The organism is Celeribacter indicus, assembly GCF_000819565.1.
Classification (GTDB): Bacteria; Pseudomonadota; Alphaproteobacteria; order Rhodobacterales; family Rhodobacteraceae; genus Celeribacter; species Celeribacter indicus.
The window spans coordinates 2,453,002-2,478,811 of the sequence record NZ_CP004393.1 but is presented as its reverse complement, the minus strand read 5'-3'; the positions used below and the strand labels follow the sequence as shown (position 1 = coordinate 2,478,811).

The window sequence follows — 25,810 nt, the reverse complement described above, 5'->3', positions numbered from 1 at the left end:
GCACATCCAAGGTTGTAACATTTTCGAGAGAAATTTCAAATCCGCCCCGCCCGGAGCCGTGACCGAATTGTCACAAAGGGGCGTCTCAGGGCACCAGCGGCGCGCCCGTCCAGGGGCCGATGGCGCGCCTCGTCAGGTTTCCGGCGAGAGAAGCGAAGCCCGGAGGCAGGTTGCTGCGCCGACCGACACAGCCGACCGACACAGGGGCATTTGAGCGGATGCCTGTCGAGACGGACCGCCCCGAGGTCCGGGACCGCGCCGGCCGCCCCGAGGACGATCGCGACGCGGCCCGGACGGATCGTCGAGAAGCTTTCGACGTCCGGGAGCGTCCCGAGGAGGGAAAGACCATCGCGACGGCGGCTTGGCCCACCGATGGGCGCGGGACGCGGATGTTCCGCCGCTGCGGTCCTTTCCGGCCCCCTGCCTGCACGTGTTCGGTGTGCGCATGGTACGCTTGCGCACCATAGGTTGAAAAAAAGATGCAATAGGTTGAGAAGTGACGCAACGTCAAGATCATACTGAAGGGATTTTTCATCGCATCACGCGAGCCGCATCCTTACCGGGAGAGGCCGCGGCGCATGTTCCTGCCTCACCCGATTATCTCAGAGAAGCACTATATGGCGAACCTAGAACAATTTGATCCGACCATGGACAAGGACCGATCGGCAAGGTCCGGGGCGGATCAGGAGGCCGACCACCGCATCGGCAACAGCCTTGCCTTCCTTTCCGCCATGCTGAGATTCGAAAGTCGCCGGATGACTTCGGTGGACGCGGGCCGGATCGCCCTGCTCAACGCCGCCAATCGCCTCAATGCCGTGTCCCGCGTGCATTTCGCGCTCTCCCGTGCCGGGCATGACGGCAAGGTGGAGCTGACGGGCTTCCTGTCGGAGCTTGCGGCGGATCTTTCCGAAAGCTTCGGGATCGACGTGCAGGTGACCTGCGGCGACGTCACCACCCCGGCCGACCGGGCGAGCGGGCTGGCCGTGGTCATCAGCGAGGTCGCGACGAACGCGGTCAAGCATGGCGGGGTGGATGGAAAGGTGACTGTGACGGTAACCGCCGCGGTCGACGGGGACGGTCGCCTGGCTGTCGTGATCAGCGACAATGGCAACGGCCTGCCGGACGGCTTCGACATGGACCATACCACGGGCCTCGGCATGACGATCATCGGATCGACCGTCCAGAAGCTCAACGGCACGATAAGGACCGAGAACGGGCCCGGCGCGACGTTCCGGATCGAAATTCCCGGCTGACCCCAGGCGGTCACCGCCCGGCGCGGACGGGTCCGAACAGACGCAGATATTCCTTCTCGGCCGGCCCGAACGTTCCCCGCGCCTCGGCCTCGAGCCCCTCGCGGTCCAGCACCGTGATGACGCCGCGCTCCGCACGGATCAGCCCCTTGCCTTCCAGCAGATGCGTCCCCACGGTCACCCCGGCGCGCCGCACGCCGAGCATGACGGACAGGAATTCATGGGTGAGCTCCATCCGGTCGCCGACGATCCTGTCGTGGCACATGAGAAGCCAGCGCGCCAGCCGCTCCTCGAGCTTCGCCTGTCCGTTCGAAAGGGCCGTCTGGGCGGTCTGGATGTTCAGGCAATGGATATAGCGCATGAAATGCGTCTCAAGCCCCCCGTGCGCATCGAGCAGGCCCCGGAAGACCTCCCGCCCGATCACATGGCCCTCTCCCGCGATCTGGACGAAGACCTCGAGCGGGCTGGTCTCGGCCCCGGTGACGATGGTCGTGCCGGACATCCCCTCGAAGCCGAAGAGGCCGACCTCGATGCGGCGGCCCTGGTCGCCGACCGCCACCATCGAGCAGACGCAGCTGACGGGAAAGACGATCTGCTCTACCAGTTTCTGCGGATATTCCAGCGCCAATCCCTGCTCCAGCTGCAAGAGGTCGAGATGCGGAGCGATCGCGCCGAAAAGATCGGGGGACAGCGAGGCGAGAAGCCGGTTCCCGGCCACGGGCTCGCCGAAACTCTTGGTCATCAAGCGCTCCTGCACATCGGGCAGGAGCACAACGCGCGTCTCCCAATCGGCCAACCCCGAACACCAACAGCCGACGACACAGACTAGCAGACGGCGTCGCCAAAGTCGAACGCCGTTTCCGGCGCGGGCGTTGTCCACCGTGCCCCGATCCCGGTGGCCCCGTCCTCTGCCCGCGTGCGCGAGGGGGGTGCGTGGACCGCGCCGGCAAGGCGGCCGTTCGTTCTCTGCCCGCGTGCGCGAGGGGGGTGCGTGGACCGCGCCGGCAAGGCGGCCGTTCGTTCACGGCACCTGCGCCGAAAGGCGGGCTCAGCGCGCGATCACCAGGTCCGCCTTCAGCCCGCCCATGTCCTCGCTCACCCCGAGGCGCAGCGTGCCGCCATGGCGCCGGGCGATGTCATGGGCGATTGACAAGCCGAGGCCGACACCCGAGCCGAGGTTCTGGTTGCGCGCCGCGTCGAGCCGCACGAAGGGCTGAAGCGCCCGCTCCCGCACGTCCTCCGCGATGCCGGGGCCGTTGTCCTCGATCGAGATCACCGCCGCCCGCTCGAAGGGCTTGAGGCTGATCCGCACCGCATCGCCGTAGCGCAGCCCGTTGCCGACGAGATTGTCGAGCGCCCGCGCCAGCGCCTCCGGCCGCACCCGCAACACCTCGGGCGCGTCGGGCATCGTGCCGAGCGCCACCTGCCCGCCCGCGCGCTCCGCCTTCGCCTTCGCCGCCTGCACGATCTCGCGCAGGTCGCAGGGCTGCGGCTCCTCCGTTGTGTCCGACCGCGCGAAGGCGAGAAAGGCGTCGATCAGCCGCTCCATCTCGTCGAGGTCGCCCTGCATCGCCGCCACCTCCTCCGCCTCGGCCTCGCTCACCTCCAGCATCGACAGGCCGAGACGGATGCGGGTGAGCGGCGTGCGCAGGTCGTGCGACACGCCCGAGAGCATCAGCGTGCGCTGCTCGATCTGCCGCTCGATCCGCGCGCGCATGTTGAGGAAGGCCGCCCCGGCCGAGCGCACCTCCGTCGCGCCGGCGAGCCGGTAGGGCTTGCTTTCCCCCCGTCCGAAGGCCTCGGCCACCTCCGAGAGCTGCCGGATCGGGCGGAGCTGGTTGCGCAGGAAGATCGCCGCGATCAGCGTCATCACCACCCCGGTGAAGAGCGTCCAGACCATGAGCTGATGCGGATTGCGGGCCGAGGCGCGGGTGCGCGGGATCTCGAGCAGCAGCCGCCCCGCCGCGGTCCGTGCGGAGACGCGCACCGCGCGCCGGTCGCTCGCCGTGTCCACGCCCTCGATCCCCTCGACGCCCGCGCGCAGGTCCGAGGCGATCACCCGCGCGGAGAAATCGTACCAGGGCCGCGCATCCGTCACCGGCGCCGCCGCCCCGAGATCGGCGACGAAGCCGATCCGCCGGTCGAGCGCCGCCATCGCCTCCGGCAGGTCCTCCGGCTCGAGCGCCGCGATCGCGTCCACGTAGAGCCCCACCTCCGCCACCACGCCGCGCATGAGCTGCCGCGTGATGTCCTCGAAATAGCGCTGGGAAAAGGCGACGAGCACGACGAGCTGGATCATCACCATCGGAACGAGGAGGATGAGCGCCGCGCGACCGTAGAGGCTTCCCGGCAGATATCTTTTGAGCCATGCGAAGAACATGCGCTATTGGTAGTCGCGCGAGGCGGAGAATGGAAAGGAAAATCGCGTGAATGCCCATCCCGGACAGGTGACGCGGCTCGAGGACGGGCTGGTGCGCGTGATCGCGCCGAACCCCTCTCCCATGACCTTCTGGGGCACGAACAGCTTCCTGCTCGGCACCGGAGAGGCACGGGTGCTGATCGACCCCGGCCCCGAACTGCCGGCGCATCGCGCGGCCCTGCGCGCCGCGTTGCCGGCGGGCGCGCGGATCGCGCTGATCCTCGTGACCCATGCCCATCTCGACCATTCCGGGGGCGCCGCGGCGCTCGCGCGCGAGACCGGTGCGGAGATCCTCGCCTTCGGAGATGCCGTCTCCGGCCGCGCGCCGCATATGCAGGCGCTGCTCGCCGACGGGCTCGTGGGCGGCGGCGAAGGCGTCGACCACGGTTTCGCCCCCGACCGCAGGCTCTCCGACGGGGAGACGGTCGCGACCCCCGCCGGCCCCGTCACCGCGCTGCACACGCCGGGCCACATGGCCGGACACCTGAGTTTCGCCTGGCGCGACGTGATCTTCTGCGGCGATCTGGTGATGGGCTGGTCCTCCTCGCTGATCTCCCCGCCCGACGGCGACGCCGCGGCCTTCCGCGACAGCTGCGCCCGCCTCTCGGCGGCGGAGGCGCGGCGCCTCTACCCGGCGCACGGCCCCGCGGTCGAGGACCCGGCCGCGCGCATCGGCGCCCTGCTCGCGCACCGCGCCGCCCGCGAGGCGCAGATCCTCGACGCCCTCGCCCGCGGCCCGCTGGACCTCCCCGGCCTGACCCGCGCCGTCTATGCCGACCTGCCCGAAACGCACCTGCCCGCCGCGGCCCGCAACACCCTCGCCCATCTCATCGACCTGACCACCCGAAACCGCGTCCAGGCCACCCCGAGATTGTCCGAAAACGCCATATTCTCAATAGCTTGAAATATTTTGCGGCAAAACACGGATTTTTGCCACAAACCCTCTTGCACGGCCGAAACCACATGGCTATACACCGCCTCGTGTTCCGGCGTAGCTCAGCGGTAGAGCAGTTGACTGTTAATCAATTGGTCGTAGGTTCGATCCCTACCGCCGGAGCCAAAAATTCCATATATTACATGGGTTTACCAAAACCCCTTCGGGCTCCGTCTTTTGCTGCAAGTCTCGGGGGCACGATGGGGGCACAGCGAGGCACAGATTTGCCCCCCAAAAAAGTTCAAGGTCATTTATCAACAAAACATGGCGTCGAATCGGGCGGCAGTCAGGCGGGCGCGCAGGTGGTTGCGAGACCCACTTTTCCATTCCAGTGCCTTACCGCAGGATTTAGAGCACGTTGCTTGATGACGATGCTTTGTCCTGAAATTTGCTCCGCAGTTAGCGCACAACTTTTGATGCAGCTTCGGCGGGTGAGAGCGTGACTGACAACGCGCGCTGCAATAAATGGTATTTGCAGGCTTGTCGTCGCTCACGGCACCGCCGCACAGCGGGCAGATTCTACCAGCGCGAGCGGCGCGGCGCGCGGCACTGTCCAAGGCAACTCGCGATGCGGTCTGGCATTTCTGGTCACAATATTTTCGCGTGGGGTGGCTGTCTTCCGGCAAAGCCTTTCCACAGTGGAGGCATCGATTTATAACATCAATCCGGTTGCAATCCTGATAGCCTGATCCTCGTTGGCGATTTTCAATCGTGCCGTGATTGCGTGATGTGCTCCTTTGCACAAGTCGCTGCAAAACTTCGGCCTTCCCTCTGGCAATGGCTTGTGACAATTGGCACAAAGGGTCCGTTCGATCAGAGTTCCTTCGTAAATCACCCATTCCGGCTGCCCTTCATTCCAAGTTGGTCTTTTAGCTCCGACGCGCCTGTGCGCGCAATCCATGAGTTCGCGCGCCATCAGATCAGCTGTCTCCCATGCCCAGCCCTGTAAACACAGATCAGAGCAAATGGCATGGCGCAGCGGACCTTCCAGCCCCCACACGCTTGCTGTCGCCCCTGCCTCAAAAGCGAGACGGATCACCTCAGCCAGTTCATTCACCAGCGCGTCAAAGCGCCCCTGCCCCAGCCTCCCGCGCCGTGCGTCCCTCTCTTTCCGTTGCTGTTTTCGTTTTTTCTTCTGATCAATGAGCGTAAGGTTCATAGCATCACCCGAAGCTGAAATCGAACAGCGCTGCGGTGAGCGGCAGTGTCTCGGTCTTTTGATCCTTCGGCTTCCTCGTCCATTCGAGCCAAACTTCGTCCATCGCCTCGATCGCCTCGATGTGATGAGGCGCGAACGGGATGCGGCAGCAGCGGCAATAGGCAAGGATCTCCTGGTGGCTGATCGCCTCCGGTCCGGCCGCATGGTGGCGGCGGGCGCGAGACAGTCTCAGGAAGGCCTCCCAGATCGGCTCGCCGCCGGCCGGTATGGTGAAGGATCGCCTGTAGAGTGCGGCTTCCAGCGCATTGCACAGATGTTTTCTGAGCCGCATCCTATCGCACCTTCTGCAACATGGTGATCGAGGCGCTCTCGGCATAGAGGCCAGGGCGCACGGTAAACGGCATGTAGCCATCCCGTGCCAGCATGACCTTGAGGAACGGCTTCACCAGCTCGAGCTCTGCGCCGACGGGGATCCCGAGAGGGAGATAGGGAAACACCTGGATTTCCGCTGCGTCGGCGGACGAGGCGATGCTTCGGCTCTCGCGGAACACTCCAAAATAGACTTTTCCAGCCCCGTATTCGATCGAGAACCGGTCCCCGGCGGACAACAGGAAATTGCTGCCCAGTCCTGTGAGCGAAACCGATCTTCGGTCCTCGCTTACCCCGCTGAGGCAGACTGTCATGTCATGCAGGAGGTAGCTGCCCGGTCCCCATGCCGGACCGTGGTAGGACGGATCGGCGAACAGGAAGTCATCCCCTGCCCCCATCCCGAGGAGCTTCGCGTCAATCGCTCGCCCCAGTTCGGCGTGACGCAGATGTAGGCTCACGGTGATCTTCCAGAGCGGGCGGGCGAGTTCTGTGCGCCAGACTGCCCCGTCTCCGGTGCCGTGCATTTCCTCGTTGCGCTGCACATCGAAAGTCACCGCCTCGAGGCCAAGCTCATCGGACAGGAAATCCAACGGATATGTGGCCATTATCGTTTCCTCGGGTTTTGGTTGTATTGTTGGATCTGAGCCGGAACACCCGCACGCACGACCTGTGCTGCCGAGGCGGCCTCGTTCCGCGCGACGTTCTTCACATAGGCATTGCCGCTCTCGTCGAAGGCAGCTGTGACGTGGATGGCAAGGCGCTCCGCGCGCGGCGACGCCCCACCCGCCGATCTGCCCACATAGCCGCCTGACGCATATCCCCGCTTGGCGCGCTCATGAATGGCATGGAGATTGCCCGCCCCCAAGGCCCTGGTCGCCCTTTTCGAGAAGACGTATTCTCCCCGGTGAACGATGCCCGCAGGTTCATGAGTGCCCCCGTCTCCGGTATAGCCACCCTCGGCAAACAGGCTTCCAAGCAATCCCCCGCCACCGGAACTGGCTTCCAGGCCACGTATGAGCTTGCTGATCTGTGCGTTCCCGATCTGCCGAAGCAGAGTTGCCAAGGCGCTGCGCAACCCGTCTATCCCCTCGGTGAGCGACATGAAGACGTCCGCCAGCGCGTCCGCTCCCTCCCGCGCCTGAGATTGCACCTGATCAATCTTCTGGCGAGCGTTATCGGCCGCGTTGGCCGCGTTCACATAAGCCTTTGCCAGGAGCTCGATCTGTGCTTCCATCTCGGGCGTGACCTGAACCCCGTCGGCCTGAGCTGCCGCAAGGAGTTCGGCCTTGACCCGTGCGAGTTCCATGGCGTCCGCATAGTCGCGCCCCGACGCCGCGATCTGCCCATAGGCCGTTGCCTGAGCCTCAAGTGCCGCCGCCTCGCTCGCGATCCGCGCGGCCCGGTTTTCAAAGGATGAGGAGGAGGCGCTGCTCCGACCGCCCGTCCCGCCAGGGGGCGCTGGCGGCGGTGTCCATGTGTCGCTTTCGGGTGTCCATTGCGGGGTGTTCCGCTGCGACAAGATCGCGATGATCTTGTTTTCCTCCTCGTCGAGCGCAGCAATCTGTTGGGCGATCACTTCTGCCGCAATGCCTGTCCTCGACCGCTTGCGTTCAGACCATGACGATTGCTCCTGATCGGTCGCATGGAGACGAGCCTTTTCCGCCATGATCTCGGATTGCCGGCTCTCCAGCGTGGCGGTGCGTTGCTGTTCAAAGGCTCTGAACCCGTCGATAAACTCGGAGAGCGAATAGGCGGCGCTGATGATGGCACTTTTGAGTGTCGTTCCGACGGTTCTCGAGATCCGGTTGAACTGTTGATCAAGGATTTCGGCCTTCGCAATCAACTCATCCGACATGACCATACCGAGGCCGGTCGCCTCCTGCTTGGTGGCGCGGATCTTTTGAGCGCCCTGGTCGAGCAATTCCACGAAGCGCTCCCCGCCCGTGCCGCCGAACACCTCGTCGGCAATGCGGATCTGCGCGGCCTTGTCCATTTTCTCAAGCCTCCCGAGGATCTCGAGCATGAGCTCCGATGGATCTTCCAGCTTTTTCGCCAGCTCATCCGCCGAATACCCGAGCCGCTCGAATGCCTCCGCCCCACTGCCCTTTCCTGTCGTCGCGAATTCGTCCGCCCGGAGCGAGAGCTCCTTGAGGCCGTCCGTAAGGCTATCGACGCCGATCCGGTTCTGCTGCGCCACATAGGCCCATTCCTGAAACTCGGAGGCGGAAAGGCCCGCCCTGCGCGCCTGATTGCCCACCTCCGCCACTTCCGAAGCCAGCACCCGAACTTCCCGTGTCGCGGATTTCAACGTCTCGAACAGCGTGGCGCCGAGGAAACCTCCGAGGAACGCCTTTCCCATGGTGCCGATTTCATTGCTGACCGAAGAGACCGCCTTGTTTACCGCACGCGACGAACGGGACATATCGTGCTCCATCTGACGCGATGCGGACCGGCTCCGGCGTTGAAGGCTCGTGTAGGTCTTCGTGCCCTTCTTTTCCGCCTTGGCCATGCGCTTCTCGAATTCGTTCACGCGCGCCTCGAGCAGCACCACAAGTCTTTCTTCATCCCGCGCCATCACGCCACCCACATATCGTCGTTGAACCAGTCCGCCTCAGTCGTCAGTCCGCCATCGCCCGCCGCAGCCCGCGCCACAGCCATCGCCGCGGCGATGGCGCCGTCGATCTTGTCTTTCGACTTGCCCTTGTGGAACATCCGGTTGCCAGCCGGGTCCGTTCGCACTTCGATATTGGCGAAGTTCCAGCGCAAAACGGGATGCCCGCCATGCCGAAGCTTTCGGCCAACAATCACGCGCTCGAGCTCCTTTACCGCCGGAGCCATCGTCACCCACCCCTGCCGCATCTCGACAGCCGGGAAACCATCCTCGAGCAGGTTGTTGAGCATATTGCGTGCAAGGTGCGGATCGAACGCAATCTCACGGACGTTGAAGCGCGCGCACAACTCGCGAATGTGATCCTCCACTACTCGGAAATCCACCACGTTGCCCGGTGTCGGGATGATGTGTCCCTGCTCCGCCCATGTCGTGTAGGGCACGCCCGACCGCTCTTCGCGCCCCCGGAGGTTTTCCTCGGGACAGAAGAACCACGGCCACACCAGAAACCCTCCGTCTTGATCTTTCCAGCACGCGACAGCGACCGTCAAATCGTCATTGCTCGACAGATCTACGCCGATCCAGCAGGGATCCTCTTCGAGCCCTTCCAGATCGACCGGCTTGGCACCTTCGTCATAGACCGGCATTTCCACGAAAGGTTCGGTCGCATGATCGAGCCAGATATTCAGGTTGAGCTGCCGAAAGGCTTCGCGATCCCCGACGCGGCGTTCGCCTTCACGGGCAAGCTGGCGCAGGCCCTCGATATCGGGATATCCGTGTCGCAACCCCGGATTGACGCGGAACCAGAGATCCTCGTCCGTCCAGTCGCAGTTGCGATCCGCCTCGAACAGGACGGGCAGAACAGAGGGATCGTCCACCTCGCCGCGCGCAATCTTGCGCGCATCGTCCACGATATCCCAGGCGATATTTTCCTGACCGCGCCCAGCGGTCGTCGCCACCACCAGAAGAGAGCCGCGCGTTTTCACAAGACCGGACCGGAGCACGTCCCACAGATCGCGCTTCTTCCACGCGTGAAGTTCATCCGCCAGGACAAAGACCGGTGTGCGACCGTGCTGCGTTCCCGCGTCGGCGCTGATCGCTTCGCAGAAGCTGCGCAGCCTCGGAAACTCGATCCGGTTTCGGTAATCTTTGGGCTGGACATGCGGCGCGATCTTCGGATGTGCTAACATGAGGCCGCGCAACTCCTCGTAGGCTATGCGCGACTGCTTGCGATCGGAAGCCGCCGAGATCACTTCGCCACCCGGCACCGCCTCCGGCCCGACCGTATGAAGCGCCTCCAGCGCGGCCGCCAGCGAGGTTTTCCGGTTGCCACGCGGGACGAGGATCACCACCGTCTTGACGATCCGCGAACCATCCTCGTGGCGCGGACCATAAATGCGGCGCACAATGCGCTCCTGCCATGGGTCGAGCTGGAAGGCACGCCCGCTCTTCGGGTGGCGCAGCATCCGCAGGAAGGTTACAGCGCGCTCTCCGAACCCCATGGGATCCGGAATTTCCGACGCGTCATAGATCCAGTCGGGAAAAGTTGATGCAGTTACCGTCCGTCCCTCGCTCATTGCACGGCACCGCCGAGCCCGCCCTGCCAGCCGAAAAGGCCGCCGAGGCTCAAGGGATCATCCTCCTCTGGTGCGGCATCATCACGGATTGCCGGGCGCGATCGCGACACCGGCGTGAGGCCGAGCTCCGCCGCCAGAAGCCGCGCGCGGTTCATCGCGTCCGCCTGGATGCTTGCCGCCGGATTTCGTTTGAGCATATCGCCTGCCTGATAGACGGCGCCTTTTTCCTGAAGGACACGCTCCATTTCCCGTACCTGCCCCATCGCGACGCAAAAGTTTTCCAGACTGCCCACATCTGCCGCAGTCAGGATGCGCCGCTTCGACAGGATCGGCATGACGCGCACCCATTCGTCCTTCGCATCACCGGATAACCACCCGGGCGGATCCAGATCGGTAATGGCTTCCGGATCGGTTTTCATTTCGGGCTTCACTCCACGCATCACGGTTGTCCCCCTGATTTCCGACAGCGCAGTTCAAGTCCGCGCTCGTTCTCAATGGGAACGATCTCGCGAATGCCGTACGTGTCGCCCCGGTAAATGACACGCATCGAGGTCGTCACCCCGCCGGGATTTCGAACACGGAACAGAATCAGTGTTTCATCGAGCGCGCCCTGCGCACGGATAAATTCCTCCGTGGTCTGCTGAACTACTTCGGCCCGCAGGATTTTGGACGCCTGGCTGCTCTCGACCGGTGTTCCGAATTCATTCGGTTCGACGGCAACGGCCCTGATCTCGATCTTGTGACGCATCTTGCCGGCCCTCATCAGCCGTCCCCCGATACGAGAACATCGACCGTCACCACACCGTGGGAGGTCACCCCATCGCCGTCCCGAAGGTATCGCATCCCCGACACCCGCCAGTCCGCGCAATGGAAAGCCCCCAGATCGGGCCGGTGCGACTTCAGTGCCGCCCGAATCTCTCCGCAGATCCTCTTGACGCCTTCGAGAGACGGCTCCCGCAACCAGACGTGGATCGTGTGAAACACCCGCGTGTGCGATCGGCTGAGGCTGTCTCCCTCGTCCACAGACTGGCTCTCGCCGAGAATGATCGCCGGCGATGACGCCGGGCGCTCGTTGCGATCAAGGATTGCGGCGGCAGGAACAAGCGCCGTCAGACCGGCCGATCCGATCAATCGTGCACGTATGGCTTTCTGAACGGCAAGTTCGGCGCTCATTTGCCTGACTCCTTGACGGCCTTCGAGATCGCCCGCTTGATCGACGAAGCCGCTTTCTTGCGATGCAGGCGCACAGCGGGCCAGAAAAACGGCTTCGCTGGAACCTCCTGCCCCCGCGTCCCCTGTTCGGCACCCTGCATGAAGCCGTTGCTATGGCCGTATTCCACGAGGTGGGCATAACGCGCGTCGCTGTTTCCCGCCGTGACCGCCGCCTGGGTCAATCCAACCGACTGCGATCCGCCGGGTTGCGAGTACGGCGGTGTACTTTCGCCGGGCCCCGTCACGAGGATGCTCTCCTTGAGCTTGCCTGTTTCCTCGGGAACCATTGTGCGCATCGTCCGCGCCATCTCCTCGGCGTTGCGCACGAGTGCTGGCTTCACCGCGGCGCGCACATCCTTCGGAATTGCCTGCATGCGTTTTTGAAACTTCGAGAGACCGCCATCCTTTTCCATCAGAAGGTGAACTCCCGATATTCGTTGACGATGCGTGACACACCGAAGGGCATTTCCCGTGCCCCCTCTCCTGCCGCTTCGCGGGTCTCATACCACCACGCCGAGAGCTGGCAGACCGCCTCGATCAGATCCGGAGGCACCTCTCTTTGGTCGGACCCGCCGTAGGTCTCATCGATCCGAAACCCCAGAAGGCGTTCGAGATGGTGCTGCGCAGCCTCGATCTTGCGGATGATCAGATCATCATCCTCGCCGATGCCGAGATCGTCCGAAAACGACAACTGCGCCTTCACCTGCCTGAGCGTCACGATTGCCATGATCAGCTTCCCGATTCCGCCGCGTCTATACGCACGATATTGCTGTTCACCCACAAGGAGGAATTCAGCATCATTACGCTGTTGGTCTCATCGAGAACTTCCGTCGCGCTCGACACCATGGCCGCGAAAAGACGCTCAGACGGCGTTCCGCCACCGGCCGGCGCGTCATTCATGACGACACGGAACGCATAGTTGTCCTTGGTTTTCTCGGCAGCCTTCAAGGCGATCTGGCCTGTGTCCGCCGCATCGAGGCCGAAGGCCAGTTCCATGGTACCGCCATCACGCGTGCCCTTGAGGCGACGGGTGCGCGAATGGCTCAGGCCCTCGAACGTGATTTCCGATGCCGTATCGCCCAGCGTTCCGATACTTGAGGCCTCTCCGATTTCGACCCAAGGTTGGGAGGCGAAATCGCTTTCGACCACATCTTCACCGAGAACCTCGACGGCCGCGCCGATGTAAATCTTTGCGCCGTTGGTCGCGTAGATCATGTCTTCCTATCCTTGTAGAGGCGGCGCTCGAGGCTCTGCTTGGCGCCGGAGTGATGAGCTTTGCACAAGCTCTGAAGGTTGAAGGTGTCGAGCCGCCGTTCGGGCGCCACAGACCTCGGAACGATATGATCCACGTCCGTCGCGATTGCGCCGCAGATCACACAAAACGGGTTGTCTCGAAGATACCGTGCGCGGAGCTTTCGCCAGTCCGCGCCCAGGCCGCGCTGATGTGCGCTTGGGCGCCTCTTGTCGAACCGCGCCTTGCGCTCCGCGTCCCGTTTCACCTGGCACGGACAGCGCATCCCGGCAGGGACGCGCTGTCCGCAGCCGCACACATGAGGAGCACGGAAAGCCATCGCCGCCGCCTTACGCCGCCGGACGGTCCAGCGGCTCGAGCGCGGCGACTGCGCCCAAGGCAAGACTTGTCCCGCCCGCCCTCGTCAGCGCGAGGCGCACGTAGCGCTTTGAACCAAGATAGCCGAGACGATACGCGCTGTCGGCTTCGAGCGTGGCGGGCGCATTGCTTTGCACCTGTGCCGCGTCTACGCTCTTCCAGGATGTCCCGTCGTCGCTTTCCTGCAAGCTGACGCCGAAATCCGCCGACCCGACAACGGCACCAGTGCTCACGACGAAGGCGGCGGATCTGCTGCGCGCGGTGTCGATGCCGGCACCGGTTGCCGCCGCGGTGTGAACCGCGGGGGCGAGGGCGGGAAGCGTGACAATGTTGTTGTAGAGGTCTCGCATGGATCAGACTCCTCAGCTCGCGGCCATCTTGAGTTTGCGGAAGCGCGCAGCCTGCAACACCGCACCGCCGGTGCGCCGCGTTGCGTGGATGCGGGTGATGCCGGTGGTCGCCTGCGTGTAAGGATCCACCAGCGTCGTCACGGCAAGCCGATCGATGATGCGATAGGCGGAGAAATCGCCGTAGCAGATCGGGAACGCATTCGCTTCCACGTCCGGCATATCGACCATTTCCACCACAGGGCGCCCGAGGATCGTCTCCGGTTGCCCGGCCTGATAGGACGGTTGCCACAGGTAGTTGCCCTGCCCGTCCTTCATCGTGCGAACGAGACCCAGCGTGGTGCCATTGAGCGCCCAGACACCCCGGTTGCGGTAGGTAGCCGGGAGCGCGTACAGCAGCTTGATCAGCGCGTCGGCCTTAATCTCCGTTGCATGGCCATTCACCGTGTGCTCGATGCTCGGATGGGCCATGAAGCCTTCGGGCTCAGGGCCGCCCGCACCGTTCACGAAAGCCTTGGCTTCCTTCTGCCCAAAATCTTCCGAAAGCGCCGCGCGGACCTCGATTTCGGCCTGCGGAGCGTCGGCGAGCAAGCGATTGGAAATGTCCACATAGGTGGAAATTTCTTTCGGCTCGAGCTCCTTTTGGCCGAACGAAATATCGCTGCCTTTCCGCTCGTCCATTTCCCCATGCCAGCGCGCGTTGGTGACATCACCACGTGTCGGATAGATCACGGACGGCGCCGTGGTCGTGCGCACGGAAGCAACGGATCGGATCGGGGAATATTCCACCAGATCGCGGATGATCTCCGAAGACAACTCCGGCGGGGCGAGATAGCCGCCCTGCGGATCGCTCGACACGTTGAGCGCCTTGCGGTCCTCGTCGCTGATCCGATCGCCATGGCGGAGGTAGTTCGCGAAGGCCTTGCGCTCGTCAGAGGGATCGTCCTTCCTCTCCTGATCTCCGCCGGGGCGGTTTGCCTTGGCCTCCACCTTGTCAAGGCGCTGGGTCAGCACCGTGATCGCCTCCGTGGTTTCGCCCACCTTGGTTTCGAGCGCCGTCACATCCGGCGCGCCGTTCTCTTGTTCGGCCATTTCTGCTCCTTTCGCAGAGGTGATGCGCGCGCCCGGATGCGCCGGAACCGCGACGATTGAGATTTCCATGAGTTCGAGGGCTTGAATGGTCCTGCCTCCGCCATGGCGCGGTAGCGCCTTTGTAGCGTGGAAACCGATGGAGAGACCGCGCATGCCGCCTGCCAGAACAAGCGCCCGCACCTCGCGTGCTCGCTCCACGTCGTTGACCAGGAGGCGCCCTTTCAGCTTGAGGCCCTCGTCTGTCACCGCCACTTCATTCCAGACCCCAATTGCTTTAGTCTGGTCATGCGTATCGAGCATCGGCAAGGGTGGCACCGCGTTGGCGAACGCCGCCCTCTCGATTACGTCGCCCATGCGATCCGCCGAGCGGAAAGGCCATGCCACGCCGGTGACGGAACCCTCGTCATCAACGGAGAGGTTTGCCTTGACTTCGATCTTGTCCATCACAGCCCCCCGAAGTTCCGGCGATCACCCGCAAAGGCATCGACCTGAACTTGAACCCATGTCGCCGCCCGCAGTAACCGCAGGACATTCTTGTGAGTGAAGGGTATCGGCTGGTCGTCCTCCATCACCTCCCAGTCCAGAACGCAGCGCGCGAGGCTGTTGAGCCGCGCCTTTTCGCGGGCGGCCGCATTTACCCTGCCATCGAGATCTGCGGCCTCGGCAAGTTCGTCGGCCAGACTGAGGCGCGAGCGCGACTGCGTGTCGCTGTCGGGCCCCGCCAGACGCAGGCGAATTCCGGTCGGTTCACCCGTTTCGGGATGTGCCAGATCCAACCAGGCGCCCTTCTCATGATCCGCCGCCGCCGAGAGAATATCGTCAATCTGCATTGTCGATCTGTTCCTTGTCTTCGGGATCTCGCGCGACAGCCGCGCCGCCCGAGGTAGAAATGTTGGGATTGAAGAACTCCTCGCCGCCCTGGTACGGAGCGAGGCCGAGCCAGTCGCGGCCCTCGTTGGGATTGATAGTGCGGCTCGCGATCAGGCTGTTGATCGCCGTCGCGCGCGCCGTGAGGTCGGCGCGGGTCAGGTCGTCGCGATCGAACCGGATCGCCATGCGCGGGCGCTCATCCGGCAGGAACAGAGCCCGCCGGAGCGCCCCTTCGAGCGCGCGCAGCCAAGGCTCGAGGCTGTAGGTAAGGAATTCCTGCCCCATCTGTTCCGAATTGCTCCACGTCGCTCGGTCGAGCTGGAAGAGCATCGAAGGCGGCACCCTGAACGCCCGTGCGATTTCCGTGATCTGGAACTGCCGGTTCTCCAGAAACTGGCTGTCGGTCGAGGTCAGTTGCAGCGGCGTGAAGCTGGCGCCGTCATACAGGATCGCGGTGCGGCCGGTTTCGCCGCCCTCGTGAGTTTTGCGCCACGCCTCTCGCGCCTTCTTCACCGATTCCTCGCCCATGCCCTTGGGGAAACTCAAAACGCCCGATGGCCGGGCTCCGGATCCGAAAAGGTTCGATCCGTGCCGTTCCATGACTATCGCAAGTCCGATGGCCTCGCGCGCCAGTGAAAGCGGGGCCCGTCCGAACGGGCTGCGAAGATGGATCACATCCTGAGAGCGCACCACGCGGCCTGAGATTCGATAGGACGGCTCGCCGGTGTCCGGTTCGTAATCCACGCTCATGATCCCTGCGCGATAGCGAATGAGCTCCACCGGACGCCCGTCGATCCGGTTCACGAAGGCCAGACCGCCGCGATCATCGGACAGGGCGTCAATCACCAAGTCGCGGATGAAGGAAAAGCCGTCCGTCCAGTCATTCGCCTGGTCACGGAGAAGTCCTAGAATGGACGAGCCCGGATCGTCAGCTTCCGTGCCGTCTGCACCGATCCGCTTCACCTTGACTTCGAGCGAGGCTGTCGCCTCCGAAATCAGGCGAATGGCCGAGGAGACGGCGGGAACACGAAGCGCAGCCTCCGACGACACCGCCACACCCGCAGCGGTCGGCGTGATCCCGAACAGGGACAGCAAATCCGGTGAGGGATCAGCGAAGGATTTCGTTTCGGAGCGACGGAAGATCTTGAACATGGCCCGACAGTGCGCCGCGCCGTTTTCTTCGCCAACCTAGCAGATCCTAGTAAATCCTAGCAGATCCTAGTTTCCCCTCAGAAAAAATCCTATTTAGCCTCTATATCGCGCGTTGGTCCCCTCGCCGGTCCCGCCTTTGGTCCCAAAGTTCAGGACCACCCCCCGACACACCGTCACCCCAGCCCCGACACACCGTCACCCCATGGGGCCAAAATGGCCGGATAGGTTAGCGGCCAAATTCTGCATTTATCACTTCGTCCTCAGCCATGCCATGAGGTCCGATCTGAACGCCATGTAAGTCGCGCCGTCTGGTCTATAGATTGGCACATCGTCCTTCTGTGCCAGCTTCCTTGCCTTGTCCACGCTCACACCCAGCGCCTTGGCGATAGACGGCAAGCCCCAAAGCTTCTCCGTCTTCGACGTCATGTCATCAAACCGCCACTTATCGAGGGGCGGAAATTCATCGTGTTTTTCCATTGGTGTCATCTGCCTGTTCCTGCTGTTTCATTGCCGTGAGGCTGTTTTTTCTGCTGTTACCGGGGGGCACAGTGTGCAAGGGCGTCTTCTTGGCTGCGTCTGCACCAGTGGGTATGGTAGGTAAGGATGTCTCAAAAATTGCGACGGGGGATGCCGTCAGATCGTCGGTTTCGTCGCAATTTTTGAGACGGCCCGTCTTCATTTTTGCGACGGCCTCCGAGGGAACGTCGCAATTTTTGAGACGGCCCCGTCTTCATTTTTGCGACAGGATTCTAATTTTGGGCCGCGACCGGTGGGGTTATGAGCAACGGCTCGGATGACCGGGAAATCGTGTCCCTCTCGCCAATTCCTGTAAAGGCGCTGCCCTTGGTTCGATTCTGCATTCGGCAGGGGCAATTCGGTCAGTTCAAAGGCCGGCGATTTTGCTTCACCCTGCGTGCCGAGAACCGCATGCTCACGCACTACGAGGAAACCCTTAGCCTGAAGATCGTGAAAAGCGCGGCTGATGGTGTTGAGAGACTTTACACCCATTCGCTCAGCTGCCTGCCTGACGCTCAGTCTGATTTTCCCATTGTTATTTGCTTTCGGCCCGCGCCACTCAAGCCGGACCCATACGTACAAGGATTGTGAAGTCGGTGAGAGCGCCCGCCAGGCGGGCGCCTCCATCGTATTCCTCACCATTGTAGTGAAGTGCTCGTGTCGCTGCTCATTCCGCTTATCGCGTCCCATCACAGCGCCTCCGCGACAAGCCCCGTAAGGCCCTGATCCGAAAGCGCCATACGCACTTGGTTTGCGTGACCAGGGGAGAGGCACAGAATGATCTCTTCCAGCTCGCCGGGACGGTTCACGGTGATGATCGTGCGGCCACGGACATTTTCTACACGGAAGACGCCTTTAGGCTTGAGCGCGAGAACGTCATCAAGATCGGTGAAGTTCATGCTTATTTCTCGCCCTCCCAAGAGAGGTCCTCCAGCACGTCTATCACAGGTGCCAACAGGGCGACTGCGGCCTCAAGGCCATCATCTTTAATGTGATTACCGCCCCACATCATATGCGGGTCCAAGGCCGAGTCAGAGGCAAGGATGTGGCTCTGGATGATTGAAAGAGCTACGGTGATGTTGAACAAAGGTGTGTTCATCTTGAGTTCACGGAAGTGATGTTCAGGAAAGTCGCTCACGCCGCGCCCTCCTCTTCGGGAAGCGCCACAACATCAAGATTGTGGTTCAGCCTGATTACATGGTCCAGCGCGACGTTCAGGAGCGCCGTCACCGCATCCGGAGCAACGCCTTGGTCGTCCAAGACAAGAATGGCTTCGATTATCCCTTTCAGACTGCAAGCAAGGTCTTGCTGCGCCTGGATGTGCTGTGCCATTTTCGATTTCATGCTACGTTCTCCCCGATGATCAGGAGCGCCATTTCGAGCGATCTTTTCGCCTCAATGCGGTTGCGTTCGGTTAGGGCCGGGGCTTCGATTGCATCGAGCGCGATCACGATCAGGCTGTGAACCGCGTCCACATGTTTGCTTATCAAGGCCTTTTCGCGGACCTCAGCTTGGAGCGCGTCAAGCCGCTTGACGAACGGGTCGGCGACATGAGATCCTGCCGTCATATCCAGTCCCTTATGGATTTCCGCCCCGGTTGCGTTAGCCTGCGCGCCGGGGTTTTTCATTTTGTTTTCCATGGTCATCCTTCCTGCGCTTCCAGCCACGCGATAATGTCCGCCTCTTTCCAGTAACGTCGGTTGCCGATTCGGATCGGCTTCGGGAAATTGAAATCGTCACGGTTGAGCCAACGGTGAATGGTCATGTTCGACACGCCGCCGCACAGGGTGCGGACGACAGCTGCCGGGATACGCTTGTCGGGAACGAGCGGTTGCGCATCAGGCGCAGGTTGCGGAATCATCGCGTTCATGATGACGTTCCTTCTGATTGAGGGTTTCTTCCTTGGTCACTTGCGCAGCGGGGGCTTGGTCGCCAAACTGTTCCCCCGCTGCCTTCATCGTTGCCCGCACGGCACGAACAACTTCCGAATTTTGACTTGAACGATTGAGGCGCGATTGCTCCTCTAGCCAAGCCTTCATGTCTTTCGGAAATCTAATTCCGATTTGAACTGTCTCCATTTCTTCTCCTCGGATTTGCCCCAATTTAGTCACATTATGTGACCATACACACTTTTTGTGAGTATTGTGTCAATCAAAAATAGTCACATAGTGTGATTTTGGACTTTCAGCTTATGGAGCAGGCATGGCACGCAGTAAAAACGCAGAGACTGGACAGATCGTAATTCGTCCGCCTGCCGGAATGCGTGACCGCATCAAGGCCGCTGCCGAAGCGAACAACCGATCCATGAATGCCGAGATCGTGGCGACATTGGAAGAAGCATATCCCGCGCTGTCGCCCGACATGCACCAGGTAACCTTTGAAGTTCTTCAGCTGCTAGGCTTGCTAACGATCATGACGAAAGAAGACCGCGAACTCTCCGTTAGAGAGAAAGAGCAGGAGCTGCGCCTTCGCGGCGCCCAGTGCGAAATGTCGCTGCATGACAATACCCTCCGCCTTACGATGGCTGGAGGAGATATAAAATATGAGTTCGGACTTCCGGAGCCATTCCCGGACAACCTCCCCGACGACTAATCCGACAAAGAAAAAGCCCGCACCATTTCTGGCCGGGCTGTCCGGTGCGCTACATGACACACCATCGCTTTGCGATAATACTTAAATGGGCCCCCCGCTCCTGTCAACGTGCTTTATAGCGTAATTGGCCCTTTCAAAATCACCCCCCCCCGCCCCGAACCTCAACTACCCACTCGCGCGCGGAGGTGTCGATTTTACAGAGCGCAATTTTGCGCTCTCTACGCAACCACCCCCACGCGCGCGAACGTGTCTTTAAGCTATGATTGATATCGGTAAGCAAAGTTGCTATATAAAGCAGGACTAGGAGCCAACCATGACCACCTTTGCACTTACACCCCCCTACAGCCGTAGCGGCAACAAACTGCTTGCGATGCGTGCGGCACGTAGGCGGATTGGTGTGCGTGTTGTCAGTGAAGAAGCCTTGGAAGATGCTCTTGAAGATGCGCGCCTGAATGCGATTGCCGATGAACGGGCCGGTGGCCCCTTCGTCTCGGTGTCGCTTGATGACCTATAATCTGCAATTCCACAAAAAGGCCCTGAAAGAATTCAAGGCGCTGGATCACGTTGTGCGAAAGCGGCTCACAGACAAGCTGGCGGAGCGCTTGGAAGATCCTCATGTGCCCTCTGCGCGCCTTTCAGGCAATCCCAACCGCTACAAGATCAAACTCAAATCCCCAGGCATCCGTTTGGTCTATGAGGTCGTTGATCAGGAAGTGGTTGTGTATGTCTTGGCAGTAGATAAGCGAGAACGCGGCGCGGCCTATGACAAAGCTGCCGGCCGGGTTGTCACACGCCCCTGATCGACACCACCTTCTCACTGGAAACGTTGCCGGTGACAATCTCCGCCACCAGCCCGGCCCATGCGCCCAGCGCGCGCCGTTTTTCGTCGGCATAGTCGTGCCGCTGATAGACCGCGACGATCCCGCCGCCCGTGCCTGAGACGTGATTCAGAACCGCCTCAGTGACGCGCACAGCAATCCCAAGCCGCGCCATGCCGGTTGCCGCCGTGCGCCTCAGATCATGGAAAGTCCAATGCGGAATGGTGACGGCCTCTCCGGCTTCCTTAGAGGCGATTGCAGCCATCCGGCCGGCAATGTGGTTTCGGCCCTTGTTAAACCCGCTCAGAGGCGTTTCACCCGTGGTCGTGAAAATGAATTGCACCCTGCCCTTTTCATCCGCGGTCCGTTCAACACCGGCCAGAATGTCACGGACGGGCTTTGAAAGCGGTACGTCATGGGCGCGTCCGTTTTTCGTCCGGCCCGCGTCCATGTGCCAGAGATCGCCCATCAGCTCAGAGTCGGACATTCCGACCACCTCGCCAAGACGCTGCCCGGTGAGCAAGAGCACCTGCCCCACAGGCCCCCATGGAAACCCCAGGTCGTCACAGGCCTGCCAGAACCAGCACACCTCATCGTCGCTCAAAACCCTGTCACGGCTCTTTTCCTTCGCCACTAGCTTGACACCGGTCGCCGGGCTCATGGGAAGAATATCGCGTTCAACGCACCAGTTAAGGAATTTCGAGAGATAGGCCCGGACGCGGTTTGCCGTAACCGTGCGCCCGCTGTCCGCGATTTCGTCCAAAAGGTCGATCACATCGCGCTTGGTGATCGAGTGAATATCCCGATCGCCCCACTCGGCCCCAACAAAGCGGTCAAGCTCGCGCTTCACCGTGGCACCGGATTTCAGGCTCTTGAGGTGTCGCTTGGCGTATTGGGTCAAAAGCGATGAAACCTTGTCGCGATCATCCTCCGGCTTAGAGGCTTTCGCGGCCCGCACCTCTTCGGCAGGGTCACGCCCTTCCGCCGCCGCTGCGAATACCTCCCGCGCCCGTTGCCTCGCCTCAGCCAGAGACAGGATCGGATAGGCCCCGAGGGTCATGCGCCGATGGGTGTCTCCTATCCTGTATCGCACCGCCCAGCCCTTCTTTCCCGAGGGCTGCACAATGAGGTTCAGGCCGGGGCAATTGTCATCCGAAATCTGTTGGCGTTTGTCGGCCGGCTTAATCTTGGCAACACTCTGCGCGGTGAGCTTCATAATCAATTTGTCCTTCGGGGGCACACTTGGGGGCACAAAATAGTTTATGGCCCTGTTATACACTGTTAGGATGAGTTACCACAATACAAAGTGTTTTCAATAAGTTCCAGATAATTTTGCTATATATAGTTATAATGTGATATATGTAAAAATTAGACTGTTAATCAATTGGTCGTAGGTTCGATCCCTACCGCCGGAGCCATATCCAACTTAACCTGTTGATATGGATAAGAAAAAGAAAGTAGCTCCGCTCACTTTTGATTTCTCACCTAGATTCGTCTCACTGGCGTCTCACAAAAGGTTCACACAGCGCTGGTTGTAAGTTGTTTCATATGCGATGGCCTCATCACAGAGGTCCACTTTGACTCAGCAGAAATATCTCTACTGAACCGCTCCGGGTTTGCCGGAGGCTCCAACTCTTGAGTAGGATGGAGCATCATGAGCAAGACAACGAACAAATATTCCCCTGAAGTGCGCGAGCGAGCGGTTCGTATGGTTTTGGACAACGCCGGTCAGCATGAGAGCCGCTGGCAAGCGATCGTATCGATCTCGGCGAAGATAGGCTGTTCGACGAACACGCTGAATGACTGGGTCAAAAAGGCAGAGATTGATCGTGGCGACCGTGCTGGGGTCAGTACCGAGATGGCCGAGAAGATGAAGGCGCTGGAGCGCGAGAACCGCGAACTCAAGCAGGCGAATGAGATCCTGCGGAAGGCGTCGGCGTATTTTGCGATGGCGGAGCTCGACCGCCGACCGAAGTCATGATCGCCTTTATCGACGATTATCGTGGAGAGCTCGGGGTCGAGCCGATCTGCAAGCACCTGCCGATTGCCCCGTCCACATACTACGATCATCTGGCCAAACGGGCCGACCCTGATCTGCGCTCGGATCGGTTCAAGCGCGACGACGAGCTTCGCCCCGAGATCGAGCGCGTGTTCGATGAGAATTACAAGGTCTATGGCGTGCGCAAAGTCTGGCGCCAGATGCGGCGGGAAGGATTTGATGTGGCCCGATGCACGATAGCCCGGTTGATGAAGGATTTGGGCCTGCAGGGCGTCATCCGGGGCAAGCCGCATAAAACGACGATCCCTGACAAGAAGCAGCCGTGCCCGATGGACAAGGTAAACCGGCAATTCCGGGTGCCGGCACCGAACATGCTCTGGGTCAGCGATTTCACCTATGTCGCCACCTGGCAAGGGTTCGTTTATGTGGCATTCGTGATCGACACGTTCGCGCGCCGGATCGTTGGGTGGCGCGTCAGCCGCACGGCTCACACAGGCTTCGTTCTCGACGCTTTGGAACAGGCTGTTCATCAGCGGCAGCCTGGTGTGGGACTGATCCATCACTCAGACCGCGGATCGCAATACCTGGCGATAAAATACACCGAACGCTTGGCCGAGGCAGGAATCGAACCCTCGGTCGGCAGCGTCGGTGACAGCTATGACAACGCTTTGGCCGAGACAATCAATGGTCTCTTCAAGGCGGAGGTCATCCACCGCCGTGGCCCGTGGCGCAGTCTGGACGCCGTGGAATACGCCACTCTGGAATGGGTCGACTGGTTCAACAATCGCCGCCTCCTCGAGCCCATCGGGAACATCCCACCAGCGGAAGCAGAGGCAAACTTCTACGCAGCTCTGGTAACTAAGACCATAGCCGCATAACTTAAACCAAACAGCCTCCGGCAAACCCGGAGCGGTTCAGTCCCCCGATTTCGTCAACAGGATCGGTGGCTTGTTCCCAATCGCGCTGTGTGTGGCCGTTCCTCGTTGTAGCCGGCAGCCTAGTACTACAGTTGCACTTGATCTCGATTTCTGCGGTGAGCGCTTGCGGCGCTGGCTTGATGTCGTCGTCGCCAGAACGACCAGGCGAGAATGAATTCAGCCGGTGGCGCACGGTTGAGAATAAGGCGCGCGACCAATCGCAGGATTTCGGATGTCGTGAGGCATACCGGCGTCGTGTAGCGTTCGGCGCGAACAAAAATCATGCGGCACCGAGGCTGGCCATCGGACTCGTTTTGTTCGCTTTTCCGAAAGCGTGAAGACGTTGAGCTGCGGTCAAGCCGGCAAGGAAGGCGGCGGCGGCCATCACCAGGCTCATATGGCGGTGCCAGCCATGCCAGGACCGGGTCTCACAATGATCGAGCCCCAGATCGTCCTTGGCCCGCAGGAAACATTCCTCGATGGTCCAGCGCAAACCGGCGGCTGCCGCGAGTTCGGCAAGCGCGGTCCCGGCTGGCGCAAAGGCGAAGTAATAGGCAATGGCCCGCGGGTCGTGGCGGCTCCTGCGGGCCAGCACCCAACGGTCGAACCCGTTCCCTCGTGGTGCCCCCAATGGCAGGCGAGCCCAATCATAGAGACGCGGCCCCTTTGCGCCTTCCCCGGCGGCACAGGACTGCCAGGCTTCGGTATCAAGTTCTGCAAAGAGCGTATCCGAGAGTGTCCGACCTTTTGTGTATGGCTGATCCGGTTCATGCTGCACCGAAAGGAAGCATGAATGACTATTTCGAAAGACATCTTGGACGAATTGCTTAAGGGTGTGGAGCGCCCTGAGGATCTGCTCGGCGATGCCGGGCTGATGAAAGAGCTGAAGATCAAGCTCATGGAACGAATGCTGGGCGCGGAGCTGACGGCGCATCTTGGCTACGAGGAAGGCAAAGACGCTCCACCCGGCCAGACCAACCGCCGCAATGGCGCCTCGAGCAAGGTGCTGAAGAGCCAAGACGGCGAACTGCCGCTGGCGGTGCCTCGCGACCGCGACAGCAGCTTCGAGCCCGAGCTGGTGAAGAAGGGCCAGACCCGGATCGACGGGATCGATGACAAGATCATCGGGCTTTATGCGGCCGGGCTGACGGTCCGGGACATCCAGGCTCACCTGCTTGATCTCTACGGCCTGAAGGTCTCGCCCGACCTGATCAGCCGCGTCACCGATGCGGTGCTGGACGAGGTCAGGGAATGGCAGACCCGCGCGCTGGATCGGATGTATCCCATCGTGATCTTCGACGCTCTACGGGTGAAGATCCGTGACGCCGACAGCCGGACAGTGAAGAATAAGGCCGTCTACGTCGCCCTGGGCGTCACCCGTGATGGGAGCCGTGAGGTTCTGGGCCTGTGGACCGCCGAGAACGAGGGCGCCAAATTCTGGCTCTCGGTGATGAACGAGTTGAAGAACCGGGGCGTGCAGGACATCCTGATCGCGGTCGTGGACGGGCTGAAGGGCTTTCCTGAGGCCATCACCGCCGCGTTCCCGGACGCCATGGTCCAGACCTGCATCGTGCATCTGGTGCGCCATTCCCTGAATTTCTGCTCTTGGAAGGACCGCAAGGCCGTGGCTGCGGACCTACGCCGGATTTACAGTGCCCCGACCGCCGATATGGCCGAGGCCGAGCTCGATGCCTTCGAGGAGAAATGGGCCGGGAAATACGCCTCCATCGCCCCGGCCTGGCGCCGGGCATGGCAGGAGGTGATCCCGTTCTTTGGTTTCGATCCCGCGATCCGGAAAATCATCTACACCACGAATGCCATAGAAAGCTTGAACCGCGTGATCCGGAAAACGATCAAGACGCGGGGCTCCTTCCCGACCGACGAGGCCGCAACCAAGTTGATCTATCTGGCAATCCGCAAATTCGAAAAGGATGGCCGAAATGTCCGGGAATGGTTTGCAGCCCGCAACCAGTTCGCCATAATGTTCGGCGAGCGCTTCGACGCTTGAGTATCTGAAACCGCATGGGCCGGGCCAGATACACATAGTTCATGACACTCCCGGGAATGGATGGTCAACACGGGTGAAAGGCTCGTCTCGGCATGAGCATCCGAAAACTTTGGCCAAGTGACTGACACAAAGCCGACAAGTGGCCGCGTGCCGAGGAGCCGTAGCCACGCCCCGGTCGGGATTGGCGCCCAACCAGATTCCTGATGTGGTTTTGTGCTGACAAGGGCGTTCAATTATCAGCTTATTACAATCAAAGGCGACAGCGCGGGTGCGAACCTGAATTCCAGCCGCAGTCTCACTCCGGGCGAAGCTCCGCTTAAGTCTGAGTACTCAACCCACAGGTCGACCACTGATATCGTCTT

33 protein-coding genes, 1 tRNA gene, 1 pseudogene and 1 other annotated feature are annotated in these 25,810 nt (G+C 61.4%); of the genes and pseudogenes, 9 read left to right on the top strand and 26 right to left on the bottom strand.

Features of this window, described 5'->3' with window-relative positions:
* The first annotated feature begins 617 nt into the window (after positions 1 to 617).
* Positions 618 to 1,253, top strand: a complete 636-nt coding sequence (locus tag P73_RS12510; protein WP_043869811.1) for a sensor histidine kinase — start codon at positions 618 to 620, stop codon at positions 1,251 to 1,253.
* A gap of 10 nt (positions 1,254 to 1,263) precedes the next feature.
* Here the strand turns inward: P73_RS12510 and P73_RS12505 are convergent, their stop codons facing one another.
* Together P73_RS12505 and P73_RS12500 are read right to left on the bottom strand one after the other, a co-directional pair.
* Positions 1,264 to 1,992, bottom strand: a complete 729-nt coding sequence (locus P73_RS12505) for a Crp/Fnr family transcriptional regulator (protein ID WP_043869810.1) — start codon at positions 1,990 to 1,992, stop codon at positions 1,264 to 1,266.
* Between the two features lie 306 nt (positions 1,993 to 2,298).
* Positions 2,299 to 3,630, bottom strand: a complete 1,332-nt coding sequence (locus tag P73_RS12500; RefSeq protein WP_043869809.1) for an ATP-binding protein — start codon at positions 3,628 to 3,630, stop codon at positions 2,299 to 2,301.
* A gap of 46 nt (positions 3,631 to 3,676) precedes the next feature.
* Here P73_RS12500 and P73_RS12495 point away from each other — a divergent pair, with 46 nt between their 5' ends.
* Both P73_RS12495 and P73_RS12490 read left to right on the top strand, forming a co-directional pair.
* A complete protein-coding gene (locus P73_RS12495; protein WP_043869808.1) occupies positions 3,677 to 4,573 on the top strand; it encodes an MBL fold metallo-hydrolase in 897 nt (298 codons plus the stop codon).
* Positions 4,574 to 4,654: 81 nt separating this feature from the next.
* Positions 4,655 to 4,729 (top strand) — tRNA-Asn (locus P73_RS12490).
* A 526-nt stretch (positions 4,730 to 5,255) separates the two neighbouring features.
* Here P73_RS12490 and P73_RS25010 read toward each other — a convergent pair.
* The 16 genes from P73_RS25010 to P73_RS12410 all read right to left on the bottom strand — a co-directional run bounded on the left by P73_RS25010 (position 5,256) and on the right by P73_RS12410 (position 17,084).
* Complete coding sequence (locus tag P73_RS25010; protein WP_074742983.1) at positions 5,256 to 5,762, bottom strand: hypothetical protein; 507 nt, start codon at positions 5,760 to 5,762, stop codon at positions 5,256 to 5,258.
* A gap of 4 nt (positions 5,763 to 5,766) precedes the next feature.
* Entirely contained in the window at positions 5,767 to 6,093 is a 327-nt protein-coding gene (locus P73_RS12485; RefSeq protein WP_052453241.1) for a phage tail assembly chaperone, read from the bottom strand.
* A 1-nt stretch (position 6,094) separates the two neighbouring features.
* Complete coding sequence (locus tag P73_RS12480; protein ID WP_043869807.1) at positions 6,095 to 6,736, bottom strand: hypothetical protein; 642 nt, start codon at positions 6,734 to 6,736, stop codon at positions 6,095 to 6,097.
* Entirely contained in the window at positions 6,736 to 8,706 is a 1,971-nt protein-coding gene (locus P73_RS12475) for a phage tail tape measure protein (protein ID WP_052453240.1), read from the bottom strand. The genes P73_RS12480 and P73_RS12475 overlap by 1 nt, the downstream gene beginning before the upstream one ends.
* Positions 8,706 to 10,316 carry a terminase large subunit gene (locus P73_RS12470; protein ID WP_043869806.1) on the bottom strand — a complete coding sequence of 537 codons (1,611 nt, stop codon included), beginning with the start codon at positions 10,314 to 10,316 and terminating at the stop codon, positions 8,706 to 8,708. The genes P73_RS12475 and P73_RS12470 overlap by 1 nt, the downstream gene beginning before the upstream one ends.
* Positions 10,313 to 10,756 carry a phage terminase small subunit P27 family gene (locus P73_RS12465; RefSeq protein WP_043869805.1) on the bottom strand — a complete coding sequence of 148 codons (444 nt, stop codon included), beginning with the start codon at positions 10,754 to 10,756 and terminating at the stop codon, positions 10,313 to 10,315. Before P73_RS12465 ends, P73_RS12470 begins: the two co-directional genes overlap by 4 nt.
* Complete coding sequence (locus P73_RS12460; RefSeq protein ID WP_158401940.1) at positions 10,756 to 11,064, bottom strand: phage head closure protein; 309 nt, start codon at positions 11,062 to 11,064, stop codon at positions 10,756 to 10,758. The genes P73_RS12465 and P73_RS12460 overlap by 1 nt, the downstream gene beginning before the upstream one ends.
* A gap of 14 nt (positions 11,065 to 11,078) precedes the next feature.
* Positions 11,079 to 11,489 (bottom strand): DUF3168 domain-containing protein, encoded by a 411-nt coding sequence (locus P73_RS12455; protein WP_043869803.1) that lies wholly within the window; start codon positions 11,487 to 11,489, stop codon positions 11,079 to 11,081.
* Entirely contained in the window at positions 11,486 to 11,941 is a 456-nt protein-coding gene (locus P73_RS12450) for an HK97-gp10 family putative phage morphogenesis protein (protein WP_043869802.1), read from the bottom strand. Before P73_RS12450 ends, P73_RS12455 begins: the two co-directional genes overlap by 4 nt.
* Positions 11,941 to 12,255: a head-tail connector protein gene (locus P73_RS12445; protein WP_043869801.1), complete on the bottom strand. Its 315-nt coding sequence runs from the start codon at positions 12,253 to 12,255 to the stop codon at positions 11,941 to 11,943. The genes P73_RS12450 and P73_RS12445 overlap by 1 nt, the downstream gene beginning before the upstream one ends.
* 2 nt (positions 12,256 to 12,257) lie before the next feature.
* Positions 12,258 to 12,743 (bottom strand): hypothetical protein, encoded by a 486-nt coding sequence (locus P73_RS12440; RefSeq protein ID WP_043869800.1) that lies wholly within the window; start codon positions 12,741 to 12,743, stop codon positions 12,258 to 12,260.
* Positions 12,744 to 13,109: 366 nt separating this feature from the next.
* Positions 13,110 to 13,487 (bottom strand): hypothetical protein, encoded by a 378-nt coding sequence (locus P73_RS12430; RefSeq protein ID WP_043869798.1) that lies wholly within the window; start codon positions 13,485 to 13,487, stop codon positions 13,110 to 13,112.
* A 12-nt stretch (positions 13,488 to 13,499) separates the two neighbouring features.
* Positions 13,500 to 15,020, bottom strand: coding sequence for a phage major capsid protein (locus P73_RS12425; protein ID WP_043869797.1), 1,521 nt, complete (start codon positions 15,018 to 15,020; stop codon positions 13,500 to 13,502).
* A complete protein-coding gene (locus P73_RS12420; RefSeq protein ID WP_043869796.1) occupies positions 15,020 to 15,406 on the bottom strand; it encodes a hypothetical protein in 387 nt (128 codons plus the stop codon). Before P73_RS12420 ends, P73_RS12425 begins: the two co-directional genes overlap by 1 nt.
* Entirely contained in the window at positions 15,396 to 16,598 is a 1,203-nt protein-coding gene (locus tag P73_RS12415; RefSeq protein WP_043869795.1) for a phage portal protein, read from the bottom strand. Before P73_RS12415 ends, P73_RS12420 begins: the two co-directional genes overlap by 11 nt.
* Positions 16,599 to 16,847: 249 nt before the next feature.
* Entirely contained in the window at positions 16,848 to 17,084 is a 237-nt protein-coding gene (locus P73_RS12410) for a helix-turn-helix transcriptional regulator (protein ID WP_139267024.1), read from the bottom strand.
* A gap of 291 nt (positions 17,085 to 17,375) precedes the next feature.
* Here P73_RS12410 and P73_RS25995 point away from each other — a divergent pair, with 291 nt between their 5' ends.
* Positions 17,376 to 17,705 (top strand): hypothetical protein, encoded by a 330-nt coding sequence (locus tag P73_RS25995; protein ID WP_043869794.1) that lies wholly within the window; start codon positions 17,376 to 17,378, stop codon positions 17,703 to 17,705.
* 98 nt (positions 17,706 to 17,803) lie between these two features.
* On the opposite strand, the gene P73_RS12400 is transcribed toward P73_RS25995, so the two are convergent.
* From P73_RS12400 to P73_RS26250, 6 genes are read right to left on the bottom strand one after another with little or no spacing between them, the layout of a single operon-like run.
* The gene (locus P73_RS12400) at positions 17,804 to 18,013 is read right to left on the bottom strand and encodes a hypothetical protein (protein WP_043869793.1); all 210 of its coding nucleotides are present in this window, start codon (positions 18,011 to 18,013) and stop codon (positions 17,804 to 17,806) included.
* 2 nt (positions 18,014 to 18,015) lie between these two features.
* Positions 18,016 to 18,252 (bottom strand): hypothetical protein, encoded by a 237-nt coding sequence (locus P73_RS12395; RefSeq protein ID WP_043869792.1) that lies wholly within the window; start codon positions 18,250 to 18,252, stop codon positions 18,016 to 18,018.
* Positions 18,249 to 18,458 (bottom strand): hypothetical protein, encoded by a 210-nt coding sequence (locus P73_RS12390; RefSeq protein WP_139267023.1) that lies wholly within the window; start codon positions 18,456 to 18,458, stop codon positions 18,249 to 18,251. Before P73_RS12390 ends, P73_RS12395 begins: the two co-directional genes overlap by 4 nt.
* On the bottom strand, positions 18,455 to 18,754 hold the full coding sequence (locus P73_RS12385) for a hypothetical protein (RefSeq protein ID WP_043869790.1): 300 nt from the start codon (positions 18,752 to 18,754) through the stop codon (positions 18,455 to 18,457). The genes P73_RS12390 and P73_RS12385 overlap by 4 nt, the downstream gene beginning before the upstream one ends.
* A 2-nt stretch (positions 18,755 to 18,756) precedes the next feature.
* Positions 18,757 to 18,984, bottom strand: a complete 228-nt coding sequence (locus P73_RS12380) for a helix-turn-helix transcriptional regulator (RefSeq protein WP_245629163.1) — start codon at positions 18,982 to 18,984, stop codon at positions 18,757 to 18,759.
* Positions 18,953 to 19,192: a hypothetical protein gene (locus P73_RS26250; protein WP_174446909.1), complete on the bottom strand. Its 240-nt coding sequence runs from the start codon at positions 19,190 to 19,192 to the stop codon at positions 18,953 to 18,955. Before P73_RS26250 ends, P73_RS12380 begins: the two co-directional genes overlap by 32 nt.
* 124 nt (positions 19,193 to 19,316) lie before the next feature.
* Here P73_RS26250 and P73_RS12375 point away from each other — a divergent pair, with 124 nt between their 5' ends.
* The 3 genes from P73_RS12375 to P73_RS24995 all read left to right on the top strand — a co-directional run bounded on the left by P73_RS12375 (position 19,317) and on the right by P73_RS24995 (position 20,506).
* Entirely contained in the window at positions 19,317 to 19,706 is a 390-nt protein-coding gene (locus P73_RS12375) for an Arc family DNA-binding protein (RefSeq protein WP_082033222.1), read from the top strand.
* A 313-nt stretch (positions 19,707 to 20,019) separates the two neighbouring features.
* Positions 20,020 to 20,220, top strand: coding sequence for a hypothetical protein (locus P73_RS25650; protein ID WP_139267022.1), 201 nt, complete (start codon positions 20,020 to 20,022; stop codon positions 20,218 to 20,220).
* Positions 20,210 to 20,506: a type II toxin-antitoxin system RelE family toxin gene (locus P73_RS24995; RefSeq protein ID WP_074742979.1), complete on the top strand. Its 297-nt coding sequence runs from the start codon at positions 20,210 to 20,212 to the stop codon at positions 20,504 to 20,506. The genes P73_RS25650 and P73_RS24995 overlap by 11 nt, the downstream gene beginning before the upstream one ends.
* Here the strand turns inward: P73_RS24995 and P73_RS12370 are convergent.
* Complete coding sequence (locus P73_RS12370; protein ID WP_043869788.1) at positions 20,493 to 21,740, bottom strand: tyrosine-type recombinase/integrase; 1,248 nt, start codon at positions 21,738 to 21,740, stop codon at positions 20,493 to 20,495. The two genes, P73_RS24995 and P73_RS12370, sit on opposite strands and share 14 nt — an antisense overlap.
* 438 nt (positions 21,741 to 22,178) lie before the next feature.
* On the opposite strand from P73_RS12370, the gene P73_RS12360 reads away from it, so the two are divergent.
* Positions 22,179 to 23,401, top strand: a protein-coding gene (locus P73_RS12360) for an IS3 family transposase (protein WP_420836116.1) whose coding sequence is annotated in 2 segments (ribosomal slippage) — positions 22,179 to 22,467 and positions 22,467 to 23,401 — 1,224 coding nt in all. Because the reading frame shifts where the segments join, the coding sequence is not laid out codon by codon here.
* Positions 22,460 to 22,576, top strand: a sequence feature (AL1L pseudoknot). (Overlaps the previous gene by 117 nt.)
* 319 nt (positions 23,402 to 23,720) lie before the next feature.
* On the opposite strand, the pseudogene P73_RS25990 reads toward P73_RS12360, so the two are convergent.
* Positions 23,721 to 24,167, bottom strand: a pseudogene (locus P73_RS25990) (IS701 family transposase); the annotation flags it as partial.
* A gap of 66 nt (positions 24,168 to 24,233) precedes the next feature.
* Here P73_RS25990 and P73_RS12350 point away from each other — a divergent pair.
* Positions 24,234 to 25,448 (top strand): IS256 family transposase, encoded by a 1,215-nt coding sequence (locus P73_RS12350; RefSeq protein ID WP_043867921.1) that lies wholly within the window; start codon positions 24,234 to 24,236, stop codon positions 25,446 to 25,448.
* Positions 25,449 to 25,810 lie beyond the last annotated feature (362 nt).